The organism is Krasilnikovia cinnamomea (assembly GCF_004217545.1).
Lineage (GTDB): Bacteria > Actinomycetota > Actinomycetes > Mycobacteriales > Micromonosporaceae > Actinoplanes > Actinoplanes cinnamomeus.
The window spans coordinates 5,963,694-5,984,808 of record NZ_SHKY01000001.1; the positions used below are offsets into that span (position 1 = coordinate 5,963,694).

Genomic DNA, 21,115 nt, shown 5'->3' on the forward strand with positions numbered 1-21,115 from the left:
TTTCCGTAGCGGCGAAGGTAACGGCGGTGGTTGGCTGTGGCGAGCGATAGTCAGTTCTATGAAGACGACGACGGCGACGACGACTACAAGGGGGTCGTCGTCAGCGGCACGTCGGGTACCCTGACAGATGACTGGAAGAACTGGGATGGATGGCAGCTGAAGGCGGCTATCCACGGTTCGGCGGGGGTGGGTGCCTCCAACAGCGACCACGCGCAGCTCCACAACGCAATGATCTCCCCGGAGAGCCTTCGCTCGGCGGGCAACACGTTCAATCTGGTGCAGGTCTACGTCACCAGCGTGTCGAAGAACCTTCGCGACCAGGCGAAGGCGCTGGTCGGAAAGGGTAAGCCCTGGCAGGGTAAGGCGGCCAATGCATTCCTCGCCAAGATGGATCTGCTGGGCGAATTTCTCGAACATCAGGCCGAAAAGATCAAGAACGGCGACGCCGCCGGACCGGCGTCTTCGATGCCCAGTCAGCTCTTCCACAGTGGCAATGTGCTGAAGTGGGCGCAGGATCAGTCTGCCTACATCGACGGCTACTACGCCTCCTGGGCCACGAAGCTGGGCGTGGAGACGGTCGACGGCCTGGTGAGTATCAAGGGCATTCCAGGCCTGCCCGAGCAGTTCACAAGGGATATGATCAAGATCATCGAGGTCCTCGCGAAAGAGTACGCGCTGTTCAGCGTCAACGAGGTGGAGCCTCCCGGCTCGAACGGCGGCCAGACCCCGCCGGATCTCCCGAAGAAGGACCCGACGACGAACCTGCCGGATCCGCCGGACAAGGACCCGTCGACGACCCTGCCGGATCCGCCGGACAAGGACCTGTCGACGACCCTGCCGGATCCGCCGAACAAGGACCTGTCGACGAACCCGCCGCCTACACCGCCGCCTCCCCCGCAGAAGGACCTGTCGACGAACCCGCCGCCTACCCCGCCGACGGGCCCGCCGCCACCATCGATTCCCTCGCCAGGGGGTACGCCTCCTCAGCCGTCTACGATCGCGCCGCCTCCGCCGCTGGGGGGTACGCTTCCTCCGCCGTCGACGATCACGCCTAATGGTGCGGGCGACCTGCCGCTGCCGCCGCCACCGGGTCTCGCCATGCCGCCGGGCTCCTCACCGCTCACCACTCCGCCGCCCGGTACAGCCCCGGGCGGGGGCATGGCTGGCGGGTCCGACGGCGACAGCCCGTCGAAGAAGGGGTTCACGCCGCCGAACGCCGCGATCTCACCGCCGCCGGCTGTCGACGTACCGGCCTTCGACGTTGGACAACCACCGGGCCTCGAGACGCCCGCCGGCGGCTCACCGGGAGGACTGCCGAATTCGCCGGGTGTGGAGCTTCCGCCGGGTGCGGAGTCGACGAAGCCGCCTGGTGCGGTGGTGCCGTCTGGTGTCGGGTTGCCGGGGTCGCCGGGTCTGGGTGGGTTGCCGCCGATGATGCCGTTGACGCCGCCGGGTGGGGATCGGGGTTCCGGTGTGGATCTGCCGGACTCGTCGGGGTTGGTGGGTGGTGACAGTGCGCCGTGGGGTGGTGGTGTGCCGGGTGTGGGTGTGCCGGATGCTCCTGGTGGTGCTTCGTCGCGGGATAAGGACGGGCTGGTGACGCCTCCGGGCGTGGGGCTTCCGCCTGGTGCCGGGCTTCCGCCGGGTGCTGAGTTTCCGTCTGGTGTCGGGTTGCCGGGGTCGGCGGGTCTGGGTGGGTTGCCGCCGATGATGCCGTTGACGCCGCCGGGTGGGGATCGGGGTTCCGGTGTGGATCTGCCGGACTCGTCGGGGTTGGTGGGTGGTGACAGTGCGCCGTGGGGTGGTGGTGTGCCGGGTGTGGGTGTGCCGGATGCTCCTGGTGGTGCTTCGTCGCGGGATAAGGACGGGCTGGTGACGCCTCCGGGTGCTGAGTTTCCGTCTGGTGTCGGGTTGCCGGGGTCGCCGGGTCTGGGTGGGTTGCCGCCGATGATGCCGTTGACGCCGCCGGGTGGGGATCGGGGTTCCGGTGTGGATCTGCCGGACTCTTCGGGCCTGGTGGGTGGTGACAGTGCGCCGTGGGGTGGTGGTGTGCCGGGTGTGGGTGTGCCGGATGCTCCTGGTGGCGCCTCGGCGCGGGACAAGGACGGGCTGGTGACGCCTCCGGGCGTCGGGCTTCCGCCGGGTGCTGAGTTTCCGCCTGGTGCTGGTGTGCCGGGGTCGCCGGGTCTGGGTGGGTTGCCGCCGATGATGCCGATGACGCCGCCGGGTGGGGATCGGGGTTCCGGTGTGGATCTGCCGGACTCTTCGGGCCTGGTGGGTGGTGACAGTGCGCCGTGGGGTGGTGGTGTGCCGGGTGTGGGTGTGCCGGATACTCCTGGTGGCGCCTCGGCGCGGGACAAGGACGGGCTGGTGACGCCGGGTGCTGAGTTTCCGCCTGGTGCTGGTGTGCCGGGGTCGCCGGGTCTGGGTGGGTTGCCGCCGATGATGCCGATGACGCCGCCGGGTGGGGATCGGGGTTCCGGTGCGGACCTGCCGGACTCCTCGGGCCTGGTGGGTGCCGGTACGGAACCCTGGGAACCCGGCACCACGCCAGCAGGCTCCCCGGACGCACCCACGGGTACGGTGCCCGGCCCGGCGACCGGTGCCCGGCCACCCGCTGCCGTACGTCCCGGCGAATCCGGACCGGACGCGTTCGGCGTCCAGTCGTCCGACGGGGTGATCTCGTCGCCCGCGGCCGTGCCCCCGGGCATGCCGCCCATCGGACCGCTGGCCCCATCGCGTGACGGCGCCACCGGCGCGGACCGTTCCGACGCTTCCGGGCTGCTCAGCGGCGACGACGTGCCGTGGCAGGACGGCACGGCGTCCGCCGCGCCGGACGCCGCAGGCGGTGCGCCGCGCGGCGGAGCGCAGGCGGATGCCGGGGCACCGGTGCCGGCGCGGGGTGCTGTCGGCGCGCCGGGCGGACCGTCCGACGGGGACGAGCTGGCCGACGGGGACGAGCTGGCAGCGGACCGGATCGTCGACGTCCCGCCGCCGCTGGCGCAGGGAGATGACGACGGCAGGCGCCGGCAGTTCGCGATGGTGCCGCCGATGGTGCCGCCGGCCCCGTCCGGTCGTACCGGTGGGCGCGACGAGACGCCGTGGCGGTCACGCGCCGGCGACGCCCTGGAGGAGGACGACAGCTGGCTGCCGCAGGGCGCGGCGACGCCGTACGCGGGGGACATGCCGGCACCGGCGGGTGAGCCGCCCCAGGTCCCCGGCGCGGGGCACGTGCTGAGCCCGTTGCCCGATGACCGGGTGCCGGTGGTCCGGCTGACCGACCAGGAGGAGGACGTCGAGTCCTGGGACAGCGACCCTCTGCCGTGGGACGACGACGCGCGACCCGGGGCGCCGAGGTCCGAGGATCCGCTGGGCAGGGAGTCGTTGAACCGGTTCGGCGACGACCACGGCGCTGCGCCCAGCGCCTCGGGCCTGTCGATGTGGCGACCGGCCCGGCCTGCCGACGGCGTCGCCCCCGTGGCGGACACCACGCGGCCGCTGCAGTGCACGTTCGTCGGCCCCACCGCCGAGGAACTGGAGGCGATCCAGGCCGAGCGCAGAGCGACGGTGGAGGCGAACCGGCGGCGTTTCCTGGGTGAGTCGGACGGGGACGAGGATCCGGACGACGACGACAAAGGCCAGGCCGAGCGTACGGCGATCGACCTGCTGCGCCAGGATGACGCGGCCTGGGGCGGCAGCGGCTCCGGGATGGGCGTTCTCGGATGAGCACGGTCACGGTCAAGCGGTTGCCGCGAGCCGGCGGCCCCGAGCTGCCCAGCGGGGAGGTGGAGCTGCAGGAGCCGCCGGTGATGGATGAGCCGTCGCCGCTGGACATCAGGTCGTTCATGATGGTCGTTCCGATGGGGCTCGGCATGGGCGCCATGATGGCGATGTTCGGCCTGTTCAACAGGTCGCCCGCGATGTCGCTGATGGGCGGCGTGATGGCCGCCGGCATGATCAGCATGGGTGTCGTGCAGATCGGCCGGGCGGCCGGCGAGCGCAAGCGCAAGATGAAGGCCGAGCGGCGGGATTTCCTGCGCTACATCGCCCAGCTGCGCAAGAAGGCGCGCGAGGCGGCCGATCAGCAACGCCGTGCCGTCTGCTGGGACAATCCGGAACCCGGATGGCTGTGGTCGATCGCGATGGGCAGTCGGCTCTGGGAGCGCCGGGCGAGCCACGACGACTTCGCCCGGGTCCGGATCGGCCTGGGCCGGCAGGACGCGGCGATCAGCTACCTGCCGCCGTCCACGAAACCGATCGAGGATCTGGAGCCGCTGTCGTCGATCTCGCTGCGCCGGTTCACGGAGACGTACCGTACGGTCAGCGGCATCCCGGTCACGGTCGGCCTGCGCAGCTTCACCAGCATCGAGCTGGCCGGTGACCTGGAGGCGGCGCGTGGTCTCGTCCGGGCAGTGCTTGCCCAGCTGGCGACGTTCCACGCCCCGGACGAGCTGCGGATGGCGGTCCTGGCCGCCGAGGGCGACGAATGGGAATGGCTCAAGTGGCTGCCGCACAACGCGCACCCCACAGACGCCGATGCGGCGGGCCCGGTCCGGCTGTTCGCCCGTGACCACGACGAACTCATGGAGCTGCTCGGCCCCGAGGTGACCGACCGCGGCGATCACGACAAGACGGCCCGGCCGGGCGTCGTCGAGCCGTTCACCGTCGTGGTGGCGGACCGCGCCGAGATCCCGGACGGTTCCCGGCTGCTCGGTGCCGGGCTGCGCAACGTCGTGCTGCTCGACGTCACTGGCGATCTGCCCGGCGGCCCGAAGGTGCTGCGGCTGACGCTCGAGCAGGACCGGGTCGAGTTCCCCACGGCGGACAGCGCCGGTGCGGCGCGCCGCGACGAGCTGGGCCCGCCCGAGGTGCGGGCGCTGGCCCGGCTGCTCGCGCCGAAGCGGACGAGCGGCACGCTCGAGGTGGTGGACGAGCCGCTTGAGTCCGACTTCGAGCTGACCACCCTGCTGGGCATCAAGGATGCGTACCACTTCGACGTGAGCGCGCTGTGGCGGCCCCGGCAGGCGCAGCGCGCGCGCATGCAGGTGCCGATCGGCGTGACCGAGGGCGGCGAGGTCGTCGAGCTGGACCTGAAGGAGTCCGCTCAGGGTGGGATGGGTCCGCACGGGCTGCTCATCGGCGCGACCGGATCCGGCAAGAGCGAACTGCTGCGTACGCTGGTGTGCGCCCTGGCGGCCACCCACTCGTCGGAGATTCTCAATCTGGTCCTGGTCGACTTCAAGGGCGGCGCGACGTTCCTCGGCATGGACCGGCTGCCGCACACCTCCGCGGTGATCACCAACCTGGCCGACGAGTTGCCGCTGGTCGACCGGATGCAGGACGCGCTCAACGGTGAGATGACCCGCCGGCAGGAGTTGCTGCGCGCCAGCGGATACGCGTCCCTGTTCGACTACGAGAAGGCCCGCTCGGGTGGCGCCCAGCTCGCGCCCTTCCCCGTCCTGCTGGTGGTGGTCGACGAGTTCAGCGAACTGCTCAGCAGCAAGCCCGAGTTCATGGACCTGTTCGTCTCGATCGGCCGCCTCGGGCGCAGTCTCGGCGTGCACCTGCTGCTGGCCTCCCAACGACTGGACGAGGGCCGGATCAACCGGGTGGAGGGGCACCTGTCGTACCGGATCGCGTTGCGGACGTTCTCCTCGATGGAGTCGCGCGCGGTGATCGGGGTGGGCCAGGCGTACGAGCTGCCGTCGGAGCCGGGCAACGGGTATCTCAAGATCGACGTGTCGAATCTGGTGCGGTTCAAGAGCGCCTACGTCTCGGGCCCGTACCTCCGTACCGGCCGCGACCCGCACGCGACGCACGAGCAGCGACGGACCTTCGACGTGGTGCCGTTCACCACCCGCACCGTGCTGGCGTCCCAGACCGCCGGTGCGGACGGCGCGGCGGCCGGCGAGGTGGTCGAAGGGCCGGAACCGGACGATGACGCTGACGGCGACCCCCGGCTCGTGGACGTCCTCGTGGATCGACTCGTTGGTTCGGGGCCGCCGGCCCGCCAGGTGTGGCTGCCGCCGCTGGCGGAGGCGCCCACCCTGGACGCTCTGCTGCCGAGCCTCGTACCCGATGCGGTGTTCGGCATGAGCGTGGGGAGCGCCGCCCTCCGGGGCCGCCTGCGGGTGCCGGTGGGGGTGGTGGACCGCCCGTACGATCAGCTCCGGGAGCTGCTCGTGGCCGACCTGTCGGCCGCCGACGGGCACGTCGGCATCGCCGGTGCGCCGCAGAGCGGCAAGTCCACGCTGGTCCGGACGCTGGTACTCGCCCTGGCCCTCACGCACACCCCGCAGGAGGTCCAGTTCTACGGGCTGGACTTCGGCGGCGGCGGCATCATGTCGATCGTCGGCCTGCCGCACGTCGGCTCGATCGCCACCCGGATGGAACGGGACCGCGTCGTGCGCACCGTCGAGGAGGTCCGGCAGGTGATGGAGCACCGGGAGGCGGTGTTCGCCGAGCGCGGCTTCGACTCGATCGGCAGCTATCTCGCCGCTCGCGCCCGCGGCGAGGTCCAGGATCCGCACGGGCACGTCTTCCTGCTGGTCGACGGCTGGTTCACGATGAAGCAGGACTTCAGCGAGCTGGAGGGACGGTTCGGTGAGCTGGCGGCGCGGGGCCTGTCCTTCGGCATCCACGTGGTGGTCACCGCGACCCGCTGGTCGGAGATCCGAACCTGGCTGCGCGACCTGCTGGGGACGAAGTTCGAGCTGCGGCTCGGCGACTCGATGGAGTCCGAGGTGGGCTCCCGCAAGGCCGCGCTGGTGCCCAACCAGCCGGGACGCGGCATGACGTCGCAGGCCATGCACTTCCTCAGCGCCCTACCCAGGGTGGACGGCAGCGCCGCCGTCGGCGACCTCGCGGAGGCGACCAAGGCCATCGTCGAGGAGGTCGGCACGTTCTGGCGCGGCCCGGTCGCCCCGCCCGTGCGCCTGCTGCCGACCCGGCTGCCGGTCGAACAGCTCGCCGAGCCCGAGCCGCCCTTCCGGGTGTGCGTGGGCCTGGACGAGCAGCGCCTCGCCCCGGTCTGGCACGACTTCATGACCACCCCGCACCTGATCGTGATGGGCGACAACGAGACCGGCAAGACGAACATCCTGCGGCTGGTACTGCGCGCCGTCGCCCGCCGGTACAGCCCGGCCGAGGCCAAGGTGGTCATCGGCGACTCGCGGCGCGACCTGGACCACGCGCTCACCGCCGACTACCAGGTCGGCTACGGCATCACCGCAGACGCGCTGGCGACCCTGGCCGGTCAGACGTCCGTGTCGATGAACCGGCGCGTGCCGGGCCAGGACATCTCGTCGGACCGGCTGCGCCGCCGCGACTGGTGGCAGGGACCGGAACTGTTCGTCGTGGTGGACGACTACGAGCTGCTCAGTGGTGGCCCCGGCACGGGTTCCGTCCTGGATCCGCTGCTGCCGCTGCTCGCCCAGGGGGCGCACATCGGCCTGCACGTGGTCGTCGCGCGCAGCACCTCCGGCGCGATGCGGGCCATGATGGATCCGGTGCTGCGCCGGCTGTGGGAGCTGGGCACACCGGCGATGCTGCTGTCGTATCCGAAGGAGGAGGGCCGGTTCCTCGGCGAGGCGGCCCCGCGCAAACTCCCGCCCGGCAGGGCACAGCTCGTCACCCGGAGAAGCGTCCAGTTGATTCAGACACCGGTCGTGGATGCGGCCGGGTCGGGGCAGCCCTTACTTCTCGGCGGGCCTGGGGGTGTGGTGTGACCAGCGCGCCGAACAGCGACGTGTGCCGCGTCACGGTGGTAGGCCCGGACCGGCGGGTCGATCTCGCGGTGCCGGTGTCGTCCACCGTGGCCGACCTGTTGCCGGTGCTGCGGGGGCATGCGGCGTCCGGCGACTCCACTGATCCAGGACAGTCCGGCACCTGGGTGCTGCAACGCCTCGGCGGGCCGCCCTTCGACGCGGCCGGCACTCCGGAGTCGCTGGACTGGCTGGAGGGCGAGGAGCTGTTCCTGCGCCCGGCCGCCGACCCGCTACCGGAGCTCGACTTCGACGACGTCGCGGACGGCATCGCCACGGTGGTGAATCGGCGGGCCGACCGCTGGCGCCCGGAGTGCCGCCGCTGGCTGTTCCTCACGCTGTCGGCGGTGGGGCTGGCGGTGCTGGCCGCCGTCCTGACGGATCGGGGACCGCTGGTGGTCGACGCCGCCGCCGGTCTCGCGGTCAGTGTCGGCCTCGCCCTGGCCGCGGTGCTGGTCGCCCGGGTGCTGGCCGACGGGACACTGTCGCTGCTGCTTGCGATGGCCGCCTGCGGGTACGCGGGGCTCACCGCGGCGAATCTGGCGGATGGCGTCGGCGACGCGTTCGCGGTGCACCGGGGCGCGCTGGTCGCCGGTGCCGGAGCCGCCGCCGGTGTGGCCCTGGTGCTGCTGGGCTGCCGGCGGCTGCGGGCGGCGGCCCTGCCGTACCCGCCGCTGGTGGCCGTGCCGGCGATCGCCGCGGCGGTGCTGCTCGTGTCGTGGTTGCAGGTCGCCGTCGGCATGTCGGGGCCCGGGGCGGCGGGCTCGGCAAGTGCCGTGCTCTTCGCCGTCGTTGTCCTGGCGCCGACGGTTGTGTTGCGGGCCGCCCGGCTGCGCGGGCCGCAACTGCCGAAGACCGGCGAGGAACTGCAGTACGACAACCAGCCCCAGCCCGCGCCGGAGCTGTCCACCATGGCCGACCGGGCCGACAACTACCTCAGCGTCGTGGTGGTCTGCGCCGCCCTGGTGCTGCCGGTCCTGTTGAGGATGATCATGGCGGCGCCGGGCTGGGCCGGCCCGGCCCTGGTGTCGGTGCTCTCCGGCGCCCTGTTGTTGCGCGCCCGGACGTTCCTCGGGGTGTGGCAGCGGGTCGCGCTGACAGCGGCGGGGAGCGCCGGCTGGATCATGATCATCTTCTGGTTGTCGCGGGTCGCATCGCCCGGCTGGCGGCTCACCCTGCTGGTCAGCCTCGTGGTCCTGATCGCCGTGCTGGTGACCGCCGCCCTGCGGCCGTGGCCACGCCGCCTGCTGCCGGTATGGGAGTTCACCGCGACGGTTCTCGACGTGGTCACCGGCCTGGCGATCCTTCCCCTGGTGCTGCAGCTGATCGGCACGTACTCCTGGGCCCGCGGGCTGTTCGGGTAGGCCGGCGATGCAGACCCAACGCGACCACGTGCACGCCCACCAGTTCCAGATGGGCCGGATGAGCTGCGCGCTGGTGCTCGGCGACCCGGACACCGCCGAGCACCCGTCCCGCCGTGCCTGGGTGGGCCTGCTCGTGGGGATCCTCGTGGCGGTCCTGGTCGCCGCTGGCTTCGCCGGGTACGGATGGCTCGTGCCCGGCGGCAACAAGCAGTGGAGGGCCGCCGGCGCGATCATCGTCGAGAAGGAGACCGGCACCCGCTACGTCTATCTCGACGGCGTTCTGCATCCCACGCTGAACCTGACCTCCGCGATGCTCATCCAGGGCAGCCGGTCCAGGATCACCCTGACGTCGCGGAACTCGCTCAAGGGCGTGCCGCACGGCGCACCCATCGGCCTGCCGGGCGCGCCGCAGGTGCTGCCGACGGCGCAGGACCTGGTCCGCGGCCCCTGGCTGGCCTGCCTCGCCGGATCCGTGCCCGGCGGCCCGGCGGACGGGGTCGGCATCAACCTGGACCCGGCCGCACCGTTCGCCGCGCTCGCCGGCGACCGGTTCACGCTGGTCGACGGCGCGGACTCCCACTACCTGGTCTGGCGTGGCCGCAAACACCGGATCACCGACCAGGTGGTTCCGGTGGCGCTGGGCGCCACCAACGCGGAGCCGGCGCGGGCGCCGGCCAGGTGGCTCGACACGCTGCCCGACGGCGACCCGATCGGCGTTCCCGAGATCAACGGCACCGGCGACGGCGGCCCGCCGGTCGCCGGTCGCGAGTACCGGGTAGGCCAGCTTTTCACCCAACCTTCGAGCGGTGCCGAACAGCTGTTCGTGCTGCGGCCCGACGGGCTTACTGCCGTCAGCCGGACCGCGTTCCTGCTGCTGAAGGCGGGCTCGCGCGGCGACCCGGTGGCGTTGGAGGCAGCCGACGTCGTGGCCGCGCCGCGCTCCGGCGACCGATCGCTGGCCGGCCTGCTCCCGGACCTCGACCGCGCGCGGTACGACGAGCCGGGGGACCGGGTGCTGTGCGCCCGCCAGTCTCCGGCAGGGGCGCAGGCCGTCGACACCGCGGTGGTCTTCACCGACCGGGCGCACAGCGCGCTGCGCGCGGACGGCACGCCGACGGTGCATGCCCGTCCCGGCACCGGCATGGTCGTCCTCCCGGTACCGGTCCCACCGCTGCAGCCCCTCCGGGACCTGTGCCTCGTCTCGGACGAGGGGGTCCGCTTCCGGCTGCCGGACAACGACACGCTGTCCGCGCTCAGGCTGGCCGGTACCCCGCCGGTGCCGTTTCCGGCGGAACTGCTCACGACCGTGCCCGAGGGACCGGTCCTGAGCCGCAAGGCCATCGCCACGAACCGAGAAAGGGTGACATCGTGAGATCACCGCTGAGCCGCCGGGGCCGGTCCGGCACCGTGATGATCGCCCGGCACACGGTCGGCAACGCTCTGGTCCTGCACACCGACGGCCCGATCAGTAAAGAGGCCCAGTCACTCGCCCTCGGCGTCCAGGAGGACGCGAACAACGACATCGTCGTCCTGGACCTGCACGGCGACATGCCGGTGGGCATCTGGGAGTCGGTGGCCGGTGCCCTGAATCGGCGCCGCCGCGGCATCCGGCTCGTGGTCTGCGGTCAGCAACAGGAGACCGTCGTCCTGGCCGGACAGTGGCTGTCCGACCGGCTCAACCGAACCGTCATCGCGCCGCACGGCCACCTGATCCGCGGTGCTGCCGGCGCCCTGTTCGTGCACGCCGACAAGGCCAGCGGCTGGGTACGGTACCGCCCGGGCCGGGTTCCGGCCTGGGAAGCGAAGCGGTTCCCGCAACCGGCCTGGGACGGCGCGGCGGCCGAGTTCACGCCGACCAGCTCGGTGCGGGCTGCGGAGCCGCTGCCCGGCGGCGTGTGGATCCGCGACGCCCGCGACGCCGAGCTGGTCCGGGAGCACTGGCAGTGGCTGGTCACGACGCTGCCCTGCCAGCCGGAGTCGCTCGCGGTCATCCTCGGCTGCCCCGGAACGTCGGACCTGCCGCTGGACGACATCGCGCGCTTCTGGCGCGGCCTCGACGACGAGAACCGGCAACGCGTCCGGTTCGTGCACTACGGCCCGGTGCAGGTGCCCCGCGGTGAGGCGCTCGGCCAGGTCCTCGCCGACCTGCTCGGCAGCCCGGTGGTCTGCTTCGGTGGCGTCCCCGTCGGCACCCCCGAGCAGCCGCAGATGCACACCGTCGGGGCCGACGGCCGCCTCGGCTGGCAGGTCTTCGCGCGCGAGCTCAGCTACACGCCGCGCAGCCGGCCGGCCGCACCGGCCGCGGTCCCGCAGATGCTGAGCCATCGCGCGCCGCTGGTGCTGGGCGAGCCGATCGCCCCGATGGTCTACTGGTACGCCAACGACGCGGTGGTCGAGGTGGTGCAGGCCGGCCTGTGGATGCGTCCCGTGGATCCGCCGAAGGGCGCCGAGGCGGTGCGCGGGGCGACGGCCGATCCGGAGCGGCACGTGTTCGTCTTCGACGACGCCACGGCAGCCCGTGCCGCCCGCATGCGGGCACTGGCCGAGGACGTCGTCGCCCGGTTGGACCCGGCGACCAGGCAGCGCAGCGTCCTGGTACCGGCGTCCACCCTGGCCGCCGCCGCGCCGATCACGGCCCCGTCGGTCGCGTCGGGCGTCGTGCAGCCCGGGCCGGTCGAGGCCGCCCCGACCGTCCCGGCCCCATGCGACGCTCCGGCCCTGGTGGCTGTCCCCGCCCCGGTCGGCGGGCAGGCGCCGCCGGCCACCGTGATCAGCGTTCTGCCGACCGCGGAGGCGGTCGCCCTGCCCGCCTGGCGGACGTCGTCGGTGTTGGTGCCGGAAGCTCCCGAACGGCCCGCCACGCCCCCGGCACTGCCGGAGCCGGGCCAGCCGCAGACATCCCGGGACACCGCCGAGCCGGCGCCGCTGTCGGCCGCCCCGACAGCACCGCGACCGTCCGAGGCGACGCCCGCGCGGCCCGTACCCGATCCGAAGCCCACTCGGCGAGCCCGCTACCAGCCGGTCCCCGAAGCCGCCGCCTGCGCGCTGATCTCCGGACGCGCCCTCGACGAGGAACGGAGCTGGTTGCGGCGCTCGTTGAGCCGCGAGTTCGACGCCGTGGCCAGCTCCATCTCCCGGATCCTGTCCGAACAGCCGGGACTGCAGGGCGATACCGCGAAGTCGGCGGCGGAGATCCTCAGCGACTCGGTGGCCGTACGGCTGTATCTGTCTTCTCGTGGCGCGGCGATCGACGACGCCCTCCGATCGGCACGCAAGGGTCCGCACGTGCCGTTCGCGCGGTGCGTGGCGGCCGGGCTGAGCCGGCTACCGTCGCACCGGGGGGCCACCGTCTACACCGCGGCCCCGTCGCCCGAGCAGTGGGAGCTGCTCGCGCGCAGCCGCCTGCTCACCGAGTGGGGGTTCACGACCGCCCTGACCGCGCCGTCGGCGGACCTGACCGGTGCGGTCGACGTGCTGGTCTGGTCGATGACGGCACGGCGTACCCGGCTGCTCGAACCCGACGGCGACGAGCAGGTCGACAACCGGGTGCTGTTCGTCCCCGGCACCAGCTTCAAGGTGCTCGACGTGGTGGAGCCGGGCCCGGCGGGCGAGCGGGGTCAGGTGCTCATCCGGGAGTTGTCCGCCAATGAGATCGACGCCGACGGCCGGGTGGATCGGGATCGGGTGTCGTTCGACGAGCTCGCCACCGCGTCGCTGCGTCGCTGCGTCGAACGCTGGGCCGACACGCAGCCACAGTCGCGGGTCGGTCCGGCGGCGCGGGGCCGCTTCGGTGCCTTGCCCGGCCTGGCCTGAATCCGGTGCACAGACCGGCGAACAGAGAGGTGTCAGGATGAACCGGCAGGTGCTGGTGGTGGCAGGCGGCCGGCCCGGCGCCTACCCGACGATCGCCGCGGCGCTGGCGCGGGCCACGGAGGGTGCCACCATCGCCGTGCACCAGGGGCGGTACGAGGAGAATCTGGTCCTGACCCAGCGCGTGACGATCAGCGCGGCGGACGGCCCCGGCACGGTGCTGGTGCACGCCGGTGCGGGCAGCGTCTGCGTCGTCAACGGAGCGGGCGCGCAGCTGCGCGGGCTCACCCTGTCCTGCGACGACGACCAGCTGGCCGCGGTCGACGTGCACCACGGCGAGGTGGCGCTCGACGACTGCCGGGTGCTCGGCGCCTCGTGGGCGACCCTGCTGTCCCGGCTGGACGGCTCGCTGGCGATGCGGGGCTGCGAGGTGAGCAACCGGGCCGGGGCGGGGATCGTGGTGACCTCCGCCCGGCCCAGCACCGTCGAGGACACGGTGATCAGCGAGGTGGCCTCGTCCGCCGTGGTGGTCACCGAGTCCGGCACGCTGACGCTGCGCCGCTGCGAGTTGCGTCAGGTCACCGGCAACGGGATCTGCGTCAACGGCCACGGTACGTGCGTACTGGAGCACTGCGAGATCGTGGCGGCCGCAAAGCCCGCGATCGTGGTCGAGCAGCACGGCGCGGCCCGGATCAGCCGGCTCCGGGTGCGCGACAGCGCCAACGTCGACCTGTACCTGCGCGGCGACGGGACGGTGTCGATCACCGATTCGACCTTCACCGGTGCCGCCGTGCAGTCGGCGCACCTCGCCGAGGGGTGCGCCGCGGTGTTCCGGCAATGCACGTTCAGCGGCGTCAAGCACACCGGTGTACAGGTGACCGGCGGCGCCGCCCCCCGATTCGTGGACTGCACGGTCGTCGACAGCCCGATCGGCGTACGGGTCGACGGCGCGGGAATGCCGACATTCGAGGGCCTGACCGTACGCGGCACCTCCGAGCACGTCGCAGTGGTGGCCGGCGCTTCGACGGTGGCGTTCGCCCGGCTGCGGGTCGAGACCGGCAACGGGGCCGGGGTCGTCGCGGGCGAAGGCAGCCAGGTGGACTTCGCCGACGTGGAGCTGGACCTGGTGGGCGCGGTAGCGGTGGAGGTCGACGGCGGGGCTCAGGCGACGTTCAGCGACGCCCGGATCACCACCACACAGCAGCCGGCCGTCAGCGTACGCGGCGGTTCCCGCGTGACGCTGGGCTCGGTGCTGCTGCGCGGGGGCGGCCTGGTGGTCGGCGACGGTGTCGAGGCGGTGGTCCGCGACAGCGAGGTCGTCGGCGCCGTAGGCGACGGGATGCGGGTCGCCGCCGGTGGCGCGCTGAGCGCCACCCGGTGCCGGGTGCGGGACTCCGGCGGCCACGGCGTCGGCATCGAGCCCGGGGGCCGGGCGACCATGACGGAGTGTGAGGTGCTGGGCAGTGGCGGGGACGGGGTGCATGCCGACACCGCGGAGCCGGTCCGGCTGACCCGGTGCGTGGTGCAGGGTAGCGCCGGCGTGCCGGTGTTCCGGCCCGACCAGCACCAGGTCACCGTCGAGGACCTGACGACCGGGGCGCGTCGCGAGCAACAGGCGGGACACCGGGCGGCGGTCGCCTTGCCGCCCGACTCGGGCGGTGACAGTGCGGCCGCCGGCGACGAGCACAACGAGGAGCTGGCGCCGGGGATGGAACTGACCGGGCCGCTGGCCGAGCTGGACGTCCTGATCGGACTAGACGGGGTCAAGAAGGAGGTCAAGGGCCTGATCAACCTGATCCGGATGTCGCAGCTGCGCCAGCAGATGGGACTGCCGATGCCGCCGATGAGCCGGCATCTGGTCTTCGCCGGGCCGCCGGGCACCGGCAAGACGACGGTGGCGCGGCTCTACGGTGCGGTCCTCGCCGAGTTGGGCATCCTCGAGAAGGGCCACATGATCGAGGCGGCCCGCGCCGACCTGGTCGGCCAGTACATCGGCTCCACCGCGATCAAGACCACCGAGCTGGTCACCAGAGCGATGGGGGGTGTGCTCTTCGTGGACGAGGCGTACACCCTCACTGCCGGGTCCGGTGGTTCGGGGCCGGACTTCGGTCAGGAGGCCATCGACGCGCTGATGAAGATGATGGAGGATCATCGCGACGAGCTGGTCGTGATCGTGGCGGGATACTCCGAGCTGATGGAGCAGTTCCTGCAGTCCAACCCGGGCCTCGCGTCACGGTTCACCCGGACGATCGAGTTCCCCAACTACCGCGTCGACGAACTGGTCACCATTGCCACGAACCTGTGCCGCAAGCACTACTACGAGCTGACCGATGAGGCGGTGGAGTCGCTCACCGCGTACTTCGAGCGGGTGCCGAAGGGGCCGACCTTCGGCAACGGGCGCGTGGCCCGCAAGCTGTTCGAGTCCATGGTGAGCAACCAGGCATCCCGCCTCGCGGCGGCGCCGCCGGCGCGGGACAGTGAGCTCAACCGGCTCACCGCGGCCGACCTGCTGCCGGAGCTGGCCCAGCTGGCGCAGGCGACGGATGAGCCCCCGCAACTGGACGCGGTCCTCGACCCGCACGCGGCGCTGCAGGCCAGCCGCGCCTGGCGGCGGATCAGCGACCTGGTCGGCCTCCATCCGGCCAGGCAGGCGCTGGTCGGGGCGGTGCTGCAAGTCGCCGCGGCGAGGGGCGCCGGGCAGCACGTGGGCCGGCAGGCGAACGCCGTCATTGCCGGCGCGCGCGGCAGCGGCCGCAGCGAACTTGCCAGACTGTACGGCCAGGCGCTGTCCGAGCTGCGGCTGGTTACGGTCGGTCACCTGGTGCGTGTCTCATCCGCTGGCGGCCTGGCGGCGCAGTGGCCGGGGCAAGCCCGCACCCTGGTGGCCGAGGTGCTGCGCGAGGCGGCCGGTGGCACCCTGGTGATCGAGTGGGGTGGCGGCGACGACGGTTTCCAGGCCGAGGTGGCCGAGGCGCTGGCCGACGCGCTGGCCTCGACGGGCGGCGACCCGGCCGTGACGCTGCTCGGCGAGCCGCCGGTGCTGGCGCAGCTGTTCACCACCGTGCCGCAGTTGGCGGAGTGTTTCGGCCACCGGTGGGAGGTGCCGGACTACGCGGCGGCGGAGCTGGCGGAGATCGCCGTCCGCTACCTGCTGCGGCGTGGCCATGAGGTGCCCGATGACGTCCGCGCGGCGGTGGCCGACATCGTCGTGGACCTGCCGGACCGTACCGTGCGCGGCGCCCACGCGCTCGCGGCGGGTCTCGCCCGCACGGCCGCGTCGCGCACCCTGACTGTCGCCGACCTGGGCTTCCGTCCGGGGCGCGGTGCGTCGATGGCGGGAGGCCTGGCCGGGGTGCCAGTGGACGGGGGCCTGGCGTCGGCAGTTCGTTTCTGAGCGCTCGGCCAGACATCTTGCGCGCTCATGCTCGCCGTGCCCAGAATCCCGCCATGGCTGCGATCGCGTTCCTCGGTGCCGGTAGTGTGGTCTTCACCCGGGAGCTGCTCGCCGACATCCTGTCCTTCGACGAGCTGCGTGACGTCACGCTGGCGTTGCACGACATCGACCCGGAGCGGCTGGCTACGGCCGAGACGATCGCCCAGCGCACCGCGGCGCAGCTTGACGCGAAACCGGCCATTGTGTCCAGTGTGGACCGGCGTGTGGCGTTGTACGGCGCTGACTACGTTATCAACGCGATCCAGGTCGGGATGCACGCGGCGACGGTGCGCGACTTCGAGCTCCCGGCACGTTTCGGGCTGCGCCAGACCATCGGCGACACCCTCGGCGTGGGGGGCATCTTCCGGGCCCTGCGGACCTTCCCCGTACTGGACGGCATCGTCGCCGACATGCGCGAACTGTGTCCGGACGCCTGGCTGCTCAACTACACCAATCCGATGGCGATGAACATCGCGTACCTCACGGCGGTCGCGCCCGACGTCAAGGCCGTCGGCCTGTGCCACTCGGTCTACTGGACCGTGCGCGAGCTCAGCGAGCTGGTCGGCGCGCCGTTCGACGAGGTGGACTACACCGGCGCGGGCGTCAACCATCAGGCGTGGCTGCTGCGGTGGGAGCACCGCGGCGAGAACCTCTACCCGCGGCTCGACGCCCGCCTCGGCGCGGACCCGGAGCTGCGCCGCCGGGTGCGCATGGACATGTACCGGCGCCTCGGCTGGTTCCCGACCGAGACCAGCGAGCACTCGGCCGAATACGTTCCCTGGTATCTGCACCACGACACCGAAATCCAGCGTCTGCGGATCCCGGTCGGCGAGTACGTGCGGATCAGCGCGGAGAATCTGGCCGCCTACGCGGCCACCCGGGCCGGGTTGCTCGCGGGCGAGCCGCTGGACCTGTCGCGCCAGGCGACGGAGTACGCACCCCAGCTCATCCACAGCATGCAGACCGGGACGCCGCGCAGGGTGCACGCCAACGTCGCCAACCACGGCCTGATCAGCAACCTGCCCGAGGGGTACGCGGTCGAGGTGCCCTGCGTCGTCGACCGCCTCGGCCTGCGCCCGGAGCGGGTCGGGGCGCTGCCCCCGCAGTGCGCCGCGGTCAACCGGGGTTTCGTCAACGTCGGCGAGCTCACCGTCCGGGCCGCGCTCGACGGCGACCCCCGGCTGATCCGGCAGGCGGCCATGGTGGATCCGAACACGGCCGCGACGCTGACCGTCGACCGGATCTGGCAGTTGTGCGACGAACTCGCCGAGGCACACGGCGACCTGCTGCCGGAACCGCTGCGCGGCCGGGTGTCGGCATAGGAGCCCGCTGACCCTGGCCGCACGGGTACGAACGGGCAGACCCGTTGCCGGACTGAACCGGGAGTGTTTGCCGAGCCGGCGCGGTCGAGAATAATCGACAGTCATGGATGATCTGGCCGGCGTCCGCCGCGCTCGACGACATGGTCCAGCGCCGAGCCGTCTGCGGTGGCCCCGGCACAAGTCGTTGCTCGCCGCGACCACGGCCGTGGTCCTGCTGCTCACCGCCTGCAGCACCCGGGACGATCGCGAGCGTACGCTCGCCGGCCACGCCCCGGACGAGGTCACCATCACCTGGTGGACCGGCCAGTCGGCCGACGCGGAGCAGCTCGCCGAGCAACTCGCCGCCGAGTACCAACGGCTCCACCCCCACGTCACCATCAAGACGTCGGCGGGCGCGTCGACCACCGACGACCTGCTCACCAAGTTGTCCGCCGGATTCACCAGCGACACCTACCCGGACATCTCGTACGCGTACGGCAGCTGGGCGGGCGAGCTCGCGGCAAGCGGCCGTACCCAAGACCTCACCGACTTCGTCGGCGACCCCGCGTTCGGCTGGCACCAGATGCCGTTCGCGGCCCGGATGACCGCGACGGTGGACGGCAGGGTCATCGGAGTGCCGGCGCTCGTCGACAACCTCGCCCTGATCCACAACAAGCAGCTGTTCGATGCCGCCGGGGTGGCGTACCCGACAAACGACTGGTCCTGGGACGACTTCCGCCAGGCAGCCAGGAGACTCACCGATCCGGGCCGGGGCGTCTACGGCACCACCTACTCCGTCTCGGGCAGCGAGGACACCACATGGCACCTGTGGCCGCTGCTGTGGCAGCGCGGCGGCAGGATCCTGGACGGCAAGCGGCCGGCCTTCGATTCGGACGCCGGGGTGGCCGCCCTGGAGACGCTGCGGGCCATGGCGGTGGACGACAGGTCCATGTATCTCGACCAGACCGACGAGAAGTACGGGCCACTGTTCAACAACGGCCGCATCGCGATGATGATGTCGGGGCCCTGGGCGATGCTCGAGCTGAAGCAGGCCCGCCTGAACTACGGCGTGACGATGTTGCCGGGATTCCACGGTGACCACCAGACCGTCTCCGGGCCGGATCTGTGGGTCCTGTTCGACCATGACGACGGGGCCCGGGCGAGGGCCGCCCGCGATTTCGTCGGCTGGCTGACCAGCAGACAGATCGACGCGAAGTGGAACCTGAGGCTGGGCAACCTGCCGCTGCGCAGCTCCGCGAACAGCACCCCCGAGTTCGCCGCCTACATCCGTGAGTATCCCGGCGGGCAGGCGTTCTTCGACAACCTCGCGAACGCCAAGCAGGCCCGGCCTACCATCGCCGGGTACGCGGAGTTGTCCCGCCACGTCGGTGACGCGGTCGCCATGGTGCTGCAGGGCGCGGCCACCCCGAAGGAGGCCCTCCACGAGGCCGCCCGCCGATCGGTCGGTGCGCTGGAGGATTCGTGAGCCTCACGTTCGCGGTTCCCGCCCGTACTGAACAGGCACCGGCGGCCCGGACGCGCCGCCGCCGCGGGCGGACGGCCCGGCGCACAATGACCGGATGGGCCTTCGCCGGACCGGCGACGATCGTCGTGATCGGCCTGTCCATCTTTCCTGCCGTCTGGGCGTTTCTCATCTCCCGGACGAAGTGGAACGGTGTAGCCCCGGCCACGGGCGTCGGCTGGCGCAACTACGAGCGGCTCGCCCAGGATCCGGATCTGGCCTCTGCCGCCCGGCACAGCCTGCTGCTGACCGCCGTCTTCGTGTCGGCCTCCGTTCTGCTGGGCATGGCGCTCGCGGTCGCGTTGAACCGGCGCATCCGGCTGATCGGGTTCTACCGCACCTGCATTGTCGTGCCGTATGTCGCGTCCGCCGCGGCCACCGGCATCCTGGCGAGCTATGTCTTCAACCCGCAGTACGGCGCGGCGAACAGCCTGCTGCGCCGCATCGGGCTGCCGGAGCAGCAGTTCCTCGAGAACCCGGGTCAGGCGTTGCTGGTGATCTGCGGCATCGCGTTGTGGGGGGAGATCGGGTTCACCACGGTGGTGTATCTGGCCGCGCTGCAGGACATCCCCCGGGAGTTGGTCGAGGCGGCGGTCGTCGACGGTGCGGGCCGGTGGCGGGTGTTCCGCCACATCACCCTGCCCGGGCTGCGCCCCGTGACGCTGTTCATCGCGATCTGGCAGAGCATCACCGCGCTGCAACTGTTCGACCTGATCTACACCACCACCCGCGGCGGGCCGATGAACAGTACGCAGACGATCGTCTACTACATCTACGAGGTCGCGTTCCAGACCCGGCGGCTGGGCTACGGTGCGGCCGTCGCGTACGTGCTGTTCGCGGTGACGCTACTGCTGTCCGGCGCGGTGTTGTGGCACAACCGGCGCGGCACCGCGGGGATGCGCTGATGTCGGCGCGGCGGCGCCGGCTGCCGTTCAGCGCCTGGCATCTGCTGCTCATGCCGATGGCACTGCTGTTCGTCCTGCCGCTGGTGCAGATGGTGTGCGCGTCCTTGATGAGCGCGCAGGAGATCAACCAGTTCCCGCCCCGGCTGCTGCCCAGCGCCCTGCACGTCGACGGGTACCGCTTCCTGTTCGCCCAATCGCACATCGTCCGCTGGTTCGCGAACACCGTGCTGGTGTCGGCTGTCGCGGTGGCTGCGCATCTGTTGCTCTGCTCGACGGCGGGCTACGGCTTCGCGCGTCTCCGCTTCGGCGGGCGCGGCGTGGCGTTCGTTGCGATTCTCGCGACCGTCATGATCCCCACCCAGTTGCTGATGATCCCGACCTATCTGATGTTCGCGCGGATCGGGATCGTGGACACGATCGCCGCGGCGATCGTGCCGTGGCTGGCCTCGGCCTTCGGCATCTTTCTCATGCGGCAGTTCTTTCTGTCCCTGCCCGTGGAGTTGGAGGAGGCGGCACGCCTCGACGGTTGCGGCACCCTGCGTACCTTCCTCAGCGTGGTCCTGCCGCTGGCCCGGCCCGCGCTGGCGACGCTGGCCGTCTTCACCCTGCTGTCGAGCTGGAACGACCTGCTGTGGCCGCTGGTGGCGATCAACGACGAGCAACGGTTCACCCTGCAGGTCGGCCTGGCCAGTTTCCAGGGCACCCGACGCACCGAATGGTCCCAGCTGATGGCCGGCAACGTGATCGCCACCGTGCCACTGGTCTTCGCGTTCCTGGTGGCACAGCGCCGGTTCATCGCCACAATGAGCCTCAGCGGGCTCAAGAGCTGAGTGGACGTCAGGGTATTGACATCGGTGCCTGCGCGACGTTGAATCGCTCGTAGCCGTCGCGGGTCGTACCGCGCCGCTCGATGTGATCAGGCCCAGCCGGTGGGGGAGCTTCAGCCCGAGCCCGGCATTCAGGTCGCCAGGATGCTCAGCGTCCGAGGCGGGGCAGATCCCGAGACCCTTCGGAGCC

Annotated in this window: 10 protein-coding genes; all 10 read left to right on the plus strand. The window is 71.7% G+C overall.

The window, feature by feature from the left end; all coding sequences use genetic code 11:
- Positions 1 to 36 precede the first annotated feature (36 nt).
- The 10 genes from EV385_RS35810 (at position 37) to EV385_RS27005 (ending at position 20,928) form a co-directional block, all read left to right on the plus strand.
- The gene (locus EV385_RS35810) at positions 37 to 3,726 is read left to right on the plus strand and encodes a hypothetical protein (protein ID WP_130511981.1); all 3,690 of its coding nucleotides are present in this window, start codon (positions 37 to 39) and stop codon (positions 3,724 to 3,726) included.
- Positions 3,723 to 7,727, plus strand: coding sequence for a type VII secretion protein EccCa (eccCa, locus tag EV385_RS26965; protein ID WP_130511982.1), 4,005 nt, complete (start codon positions 3,723 to 3,725; stop codon positions 7,725 to 7,727). The genes EV385_RS35810 and eccCa overlap by 4 nt, the downstream gene beginning before the upstream one ends.
- Positions 7,724 to 9,127 carry a type VII secretion integral membrane protein EccD gene (gene eccD, locus EV385_RS26970; protein ID WP_130511983.1) on the plus strand — a complete coding sequence of 468 codons (1,404 nt, stop codon included), beginning with the start codon at positions 7,724 to 7,726 and terminating at the stop codon, positions 9,125 to 9,127. Before eccCa ends, eccD begins: the two co-directional genes overlap by 4 nt.
- Positions 9,128 to 9,134: 7 nt before the next feature.
- Positions 9,135 to 10,499, plus strand: a complete 1,365-nt coding sequence (eccB, locus tag EV385_RS26975; RefSeq protein ID WP_130511984.1) for a type VII secretion protein EccB — start codon at positions 9,135 to 9,137, stop codon at positions 10,497 to 10,499.
- Entirely contained in the window at positions 10,496 to 12,940 is a 2,445-nt protein-coding gene (locus EV385_RS26980) for a hypothetical protein (protein WP_423203087.1), read from the plus strand. The genes eccB and EV385_RS26980 overlap by 4 nt, the downstream gene beginning before the upstream one ends.
- Before the next feature lie 37 nt (positions 12,941 to 12,977).
- Positions 12,978 to 16,331, plus strand: coding sequence for a right-handed parallel beta-helix repeat-containing protein (locus EV385_RS35815; RefSeq protein WP_207229967.1), 3,354 nt, complete (start codon positions 12,978 to 12,980; stop codon positions 16,329 to 16,331).
- Between the two features lie 53 nt (positions 16,332 to 16,384).
- On the plus strand, positions 16,385 to 17,692 hold the full coding sequence (melA, locus tag EV385_RS26990) for an alpha-glucosidase/alpha-galactosidase (RefSeq protein WP_130511985.1): 1,308 nt from the start codon (positions 16,385 to 16,387) through the stop codon (positions 17,690 to 17,692).
- Positions 17,693 to 17,795: 103 nt separating this feature from the next.
- Entirely contained in the window at positions 17,796 to 19,157 is a 1,362-nt protein-coding gene (locus EV385_RS26995; RefSeq protein WP_130511986.1) for an ABC transporter substrate-binding protein, read from the plus strand.
- Positions 19,154 to 20,098: a carbohydrate ABC transporter permease gene (locus tag EV385_RS27000; protein WP_242625094.1), complete on the plus strand. Its 945-nt coding sequence runs from the start codon at positions 19,154 to 19,156 to the stop codon at positions 20,096 to 20,098. Before EV385_RS26995 ends, EV385_RS27000 begins: the two co-directional genes overlap by 4 nt.
- Positions 20,098 to 20,928, plus strand: coding sequence for a carbohydrate ABC transporter permease (locus tag EV385_RS27005; protein WP_130511987.1), 831 nt, complete (start codon positions 20,098 to 20,100; stop codon positions 20,926 to 20,928). Before EV385_RS27000 ends, EV385_RS27005 begins: the two co-directional genes overlap by 1 nt.
- Positions 20,929 to 21,115: the final 187 nt, after the last annotated feature.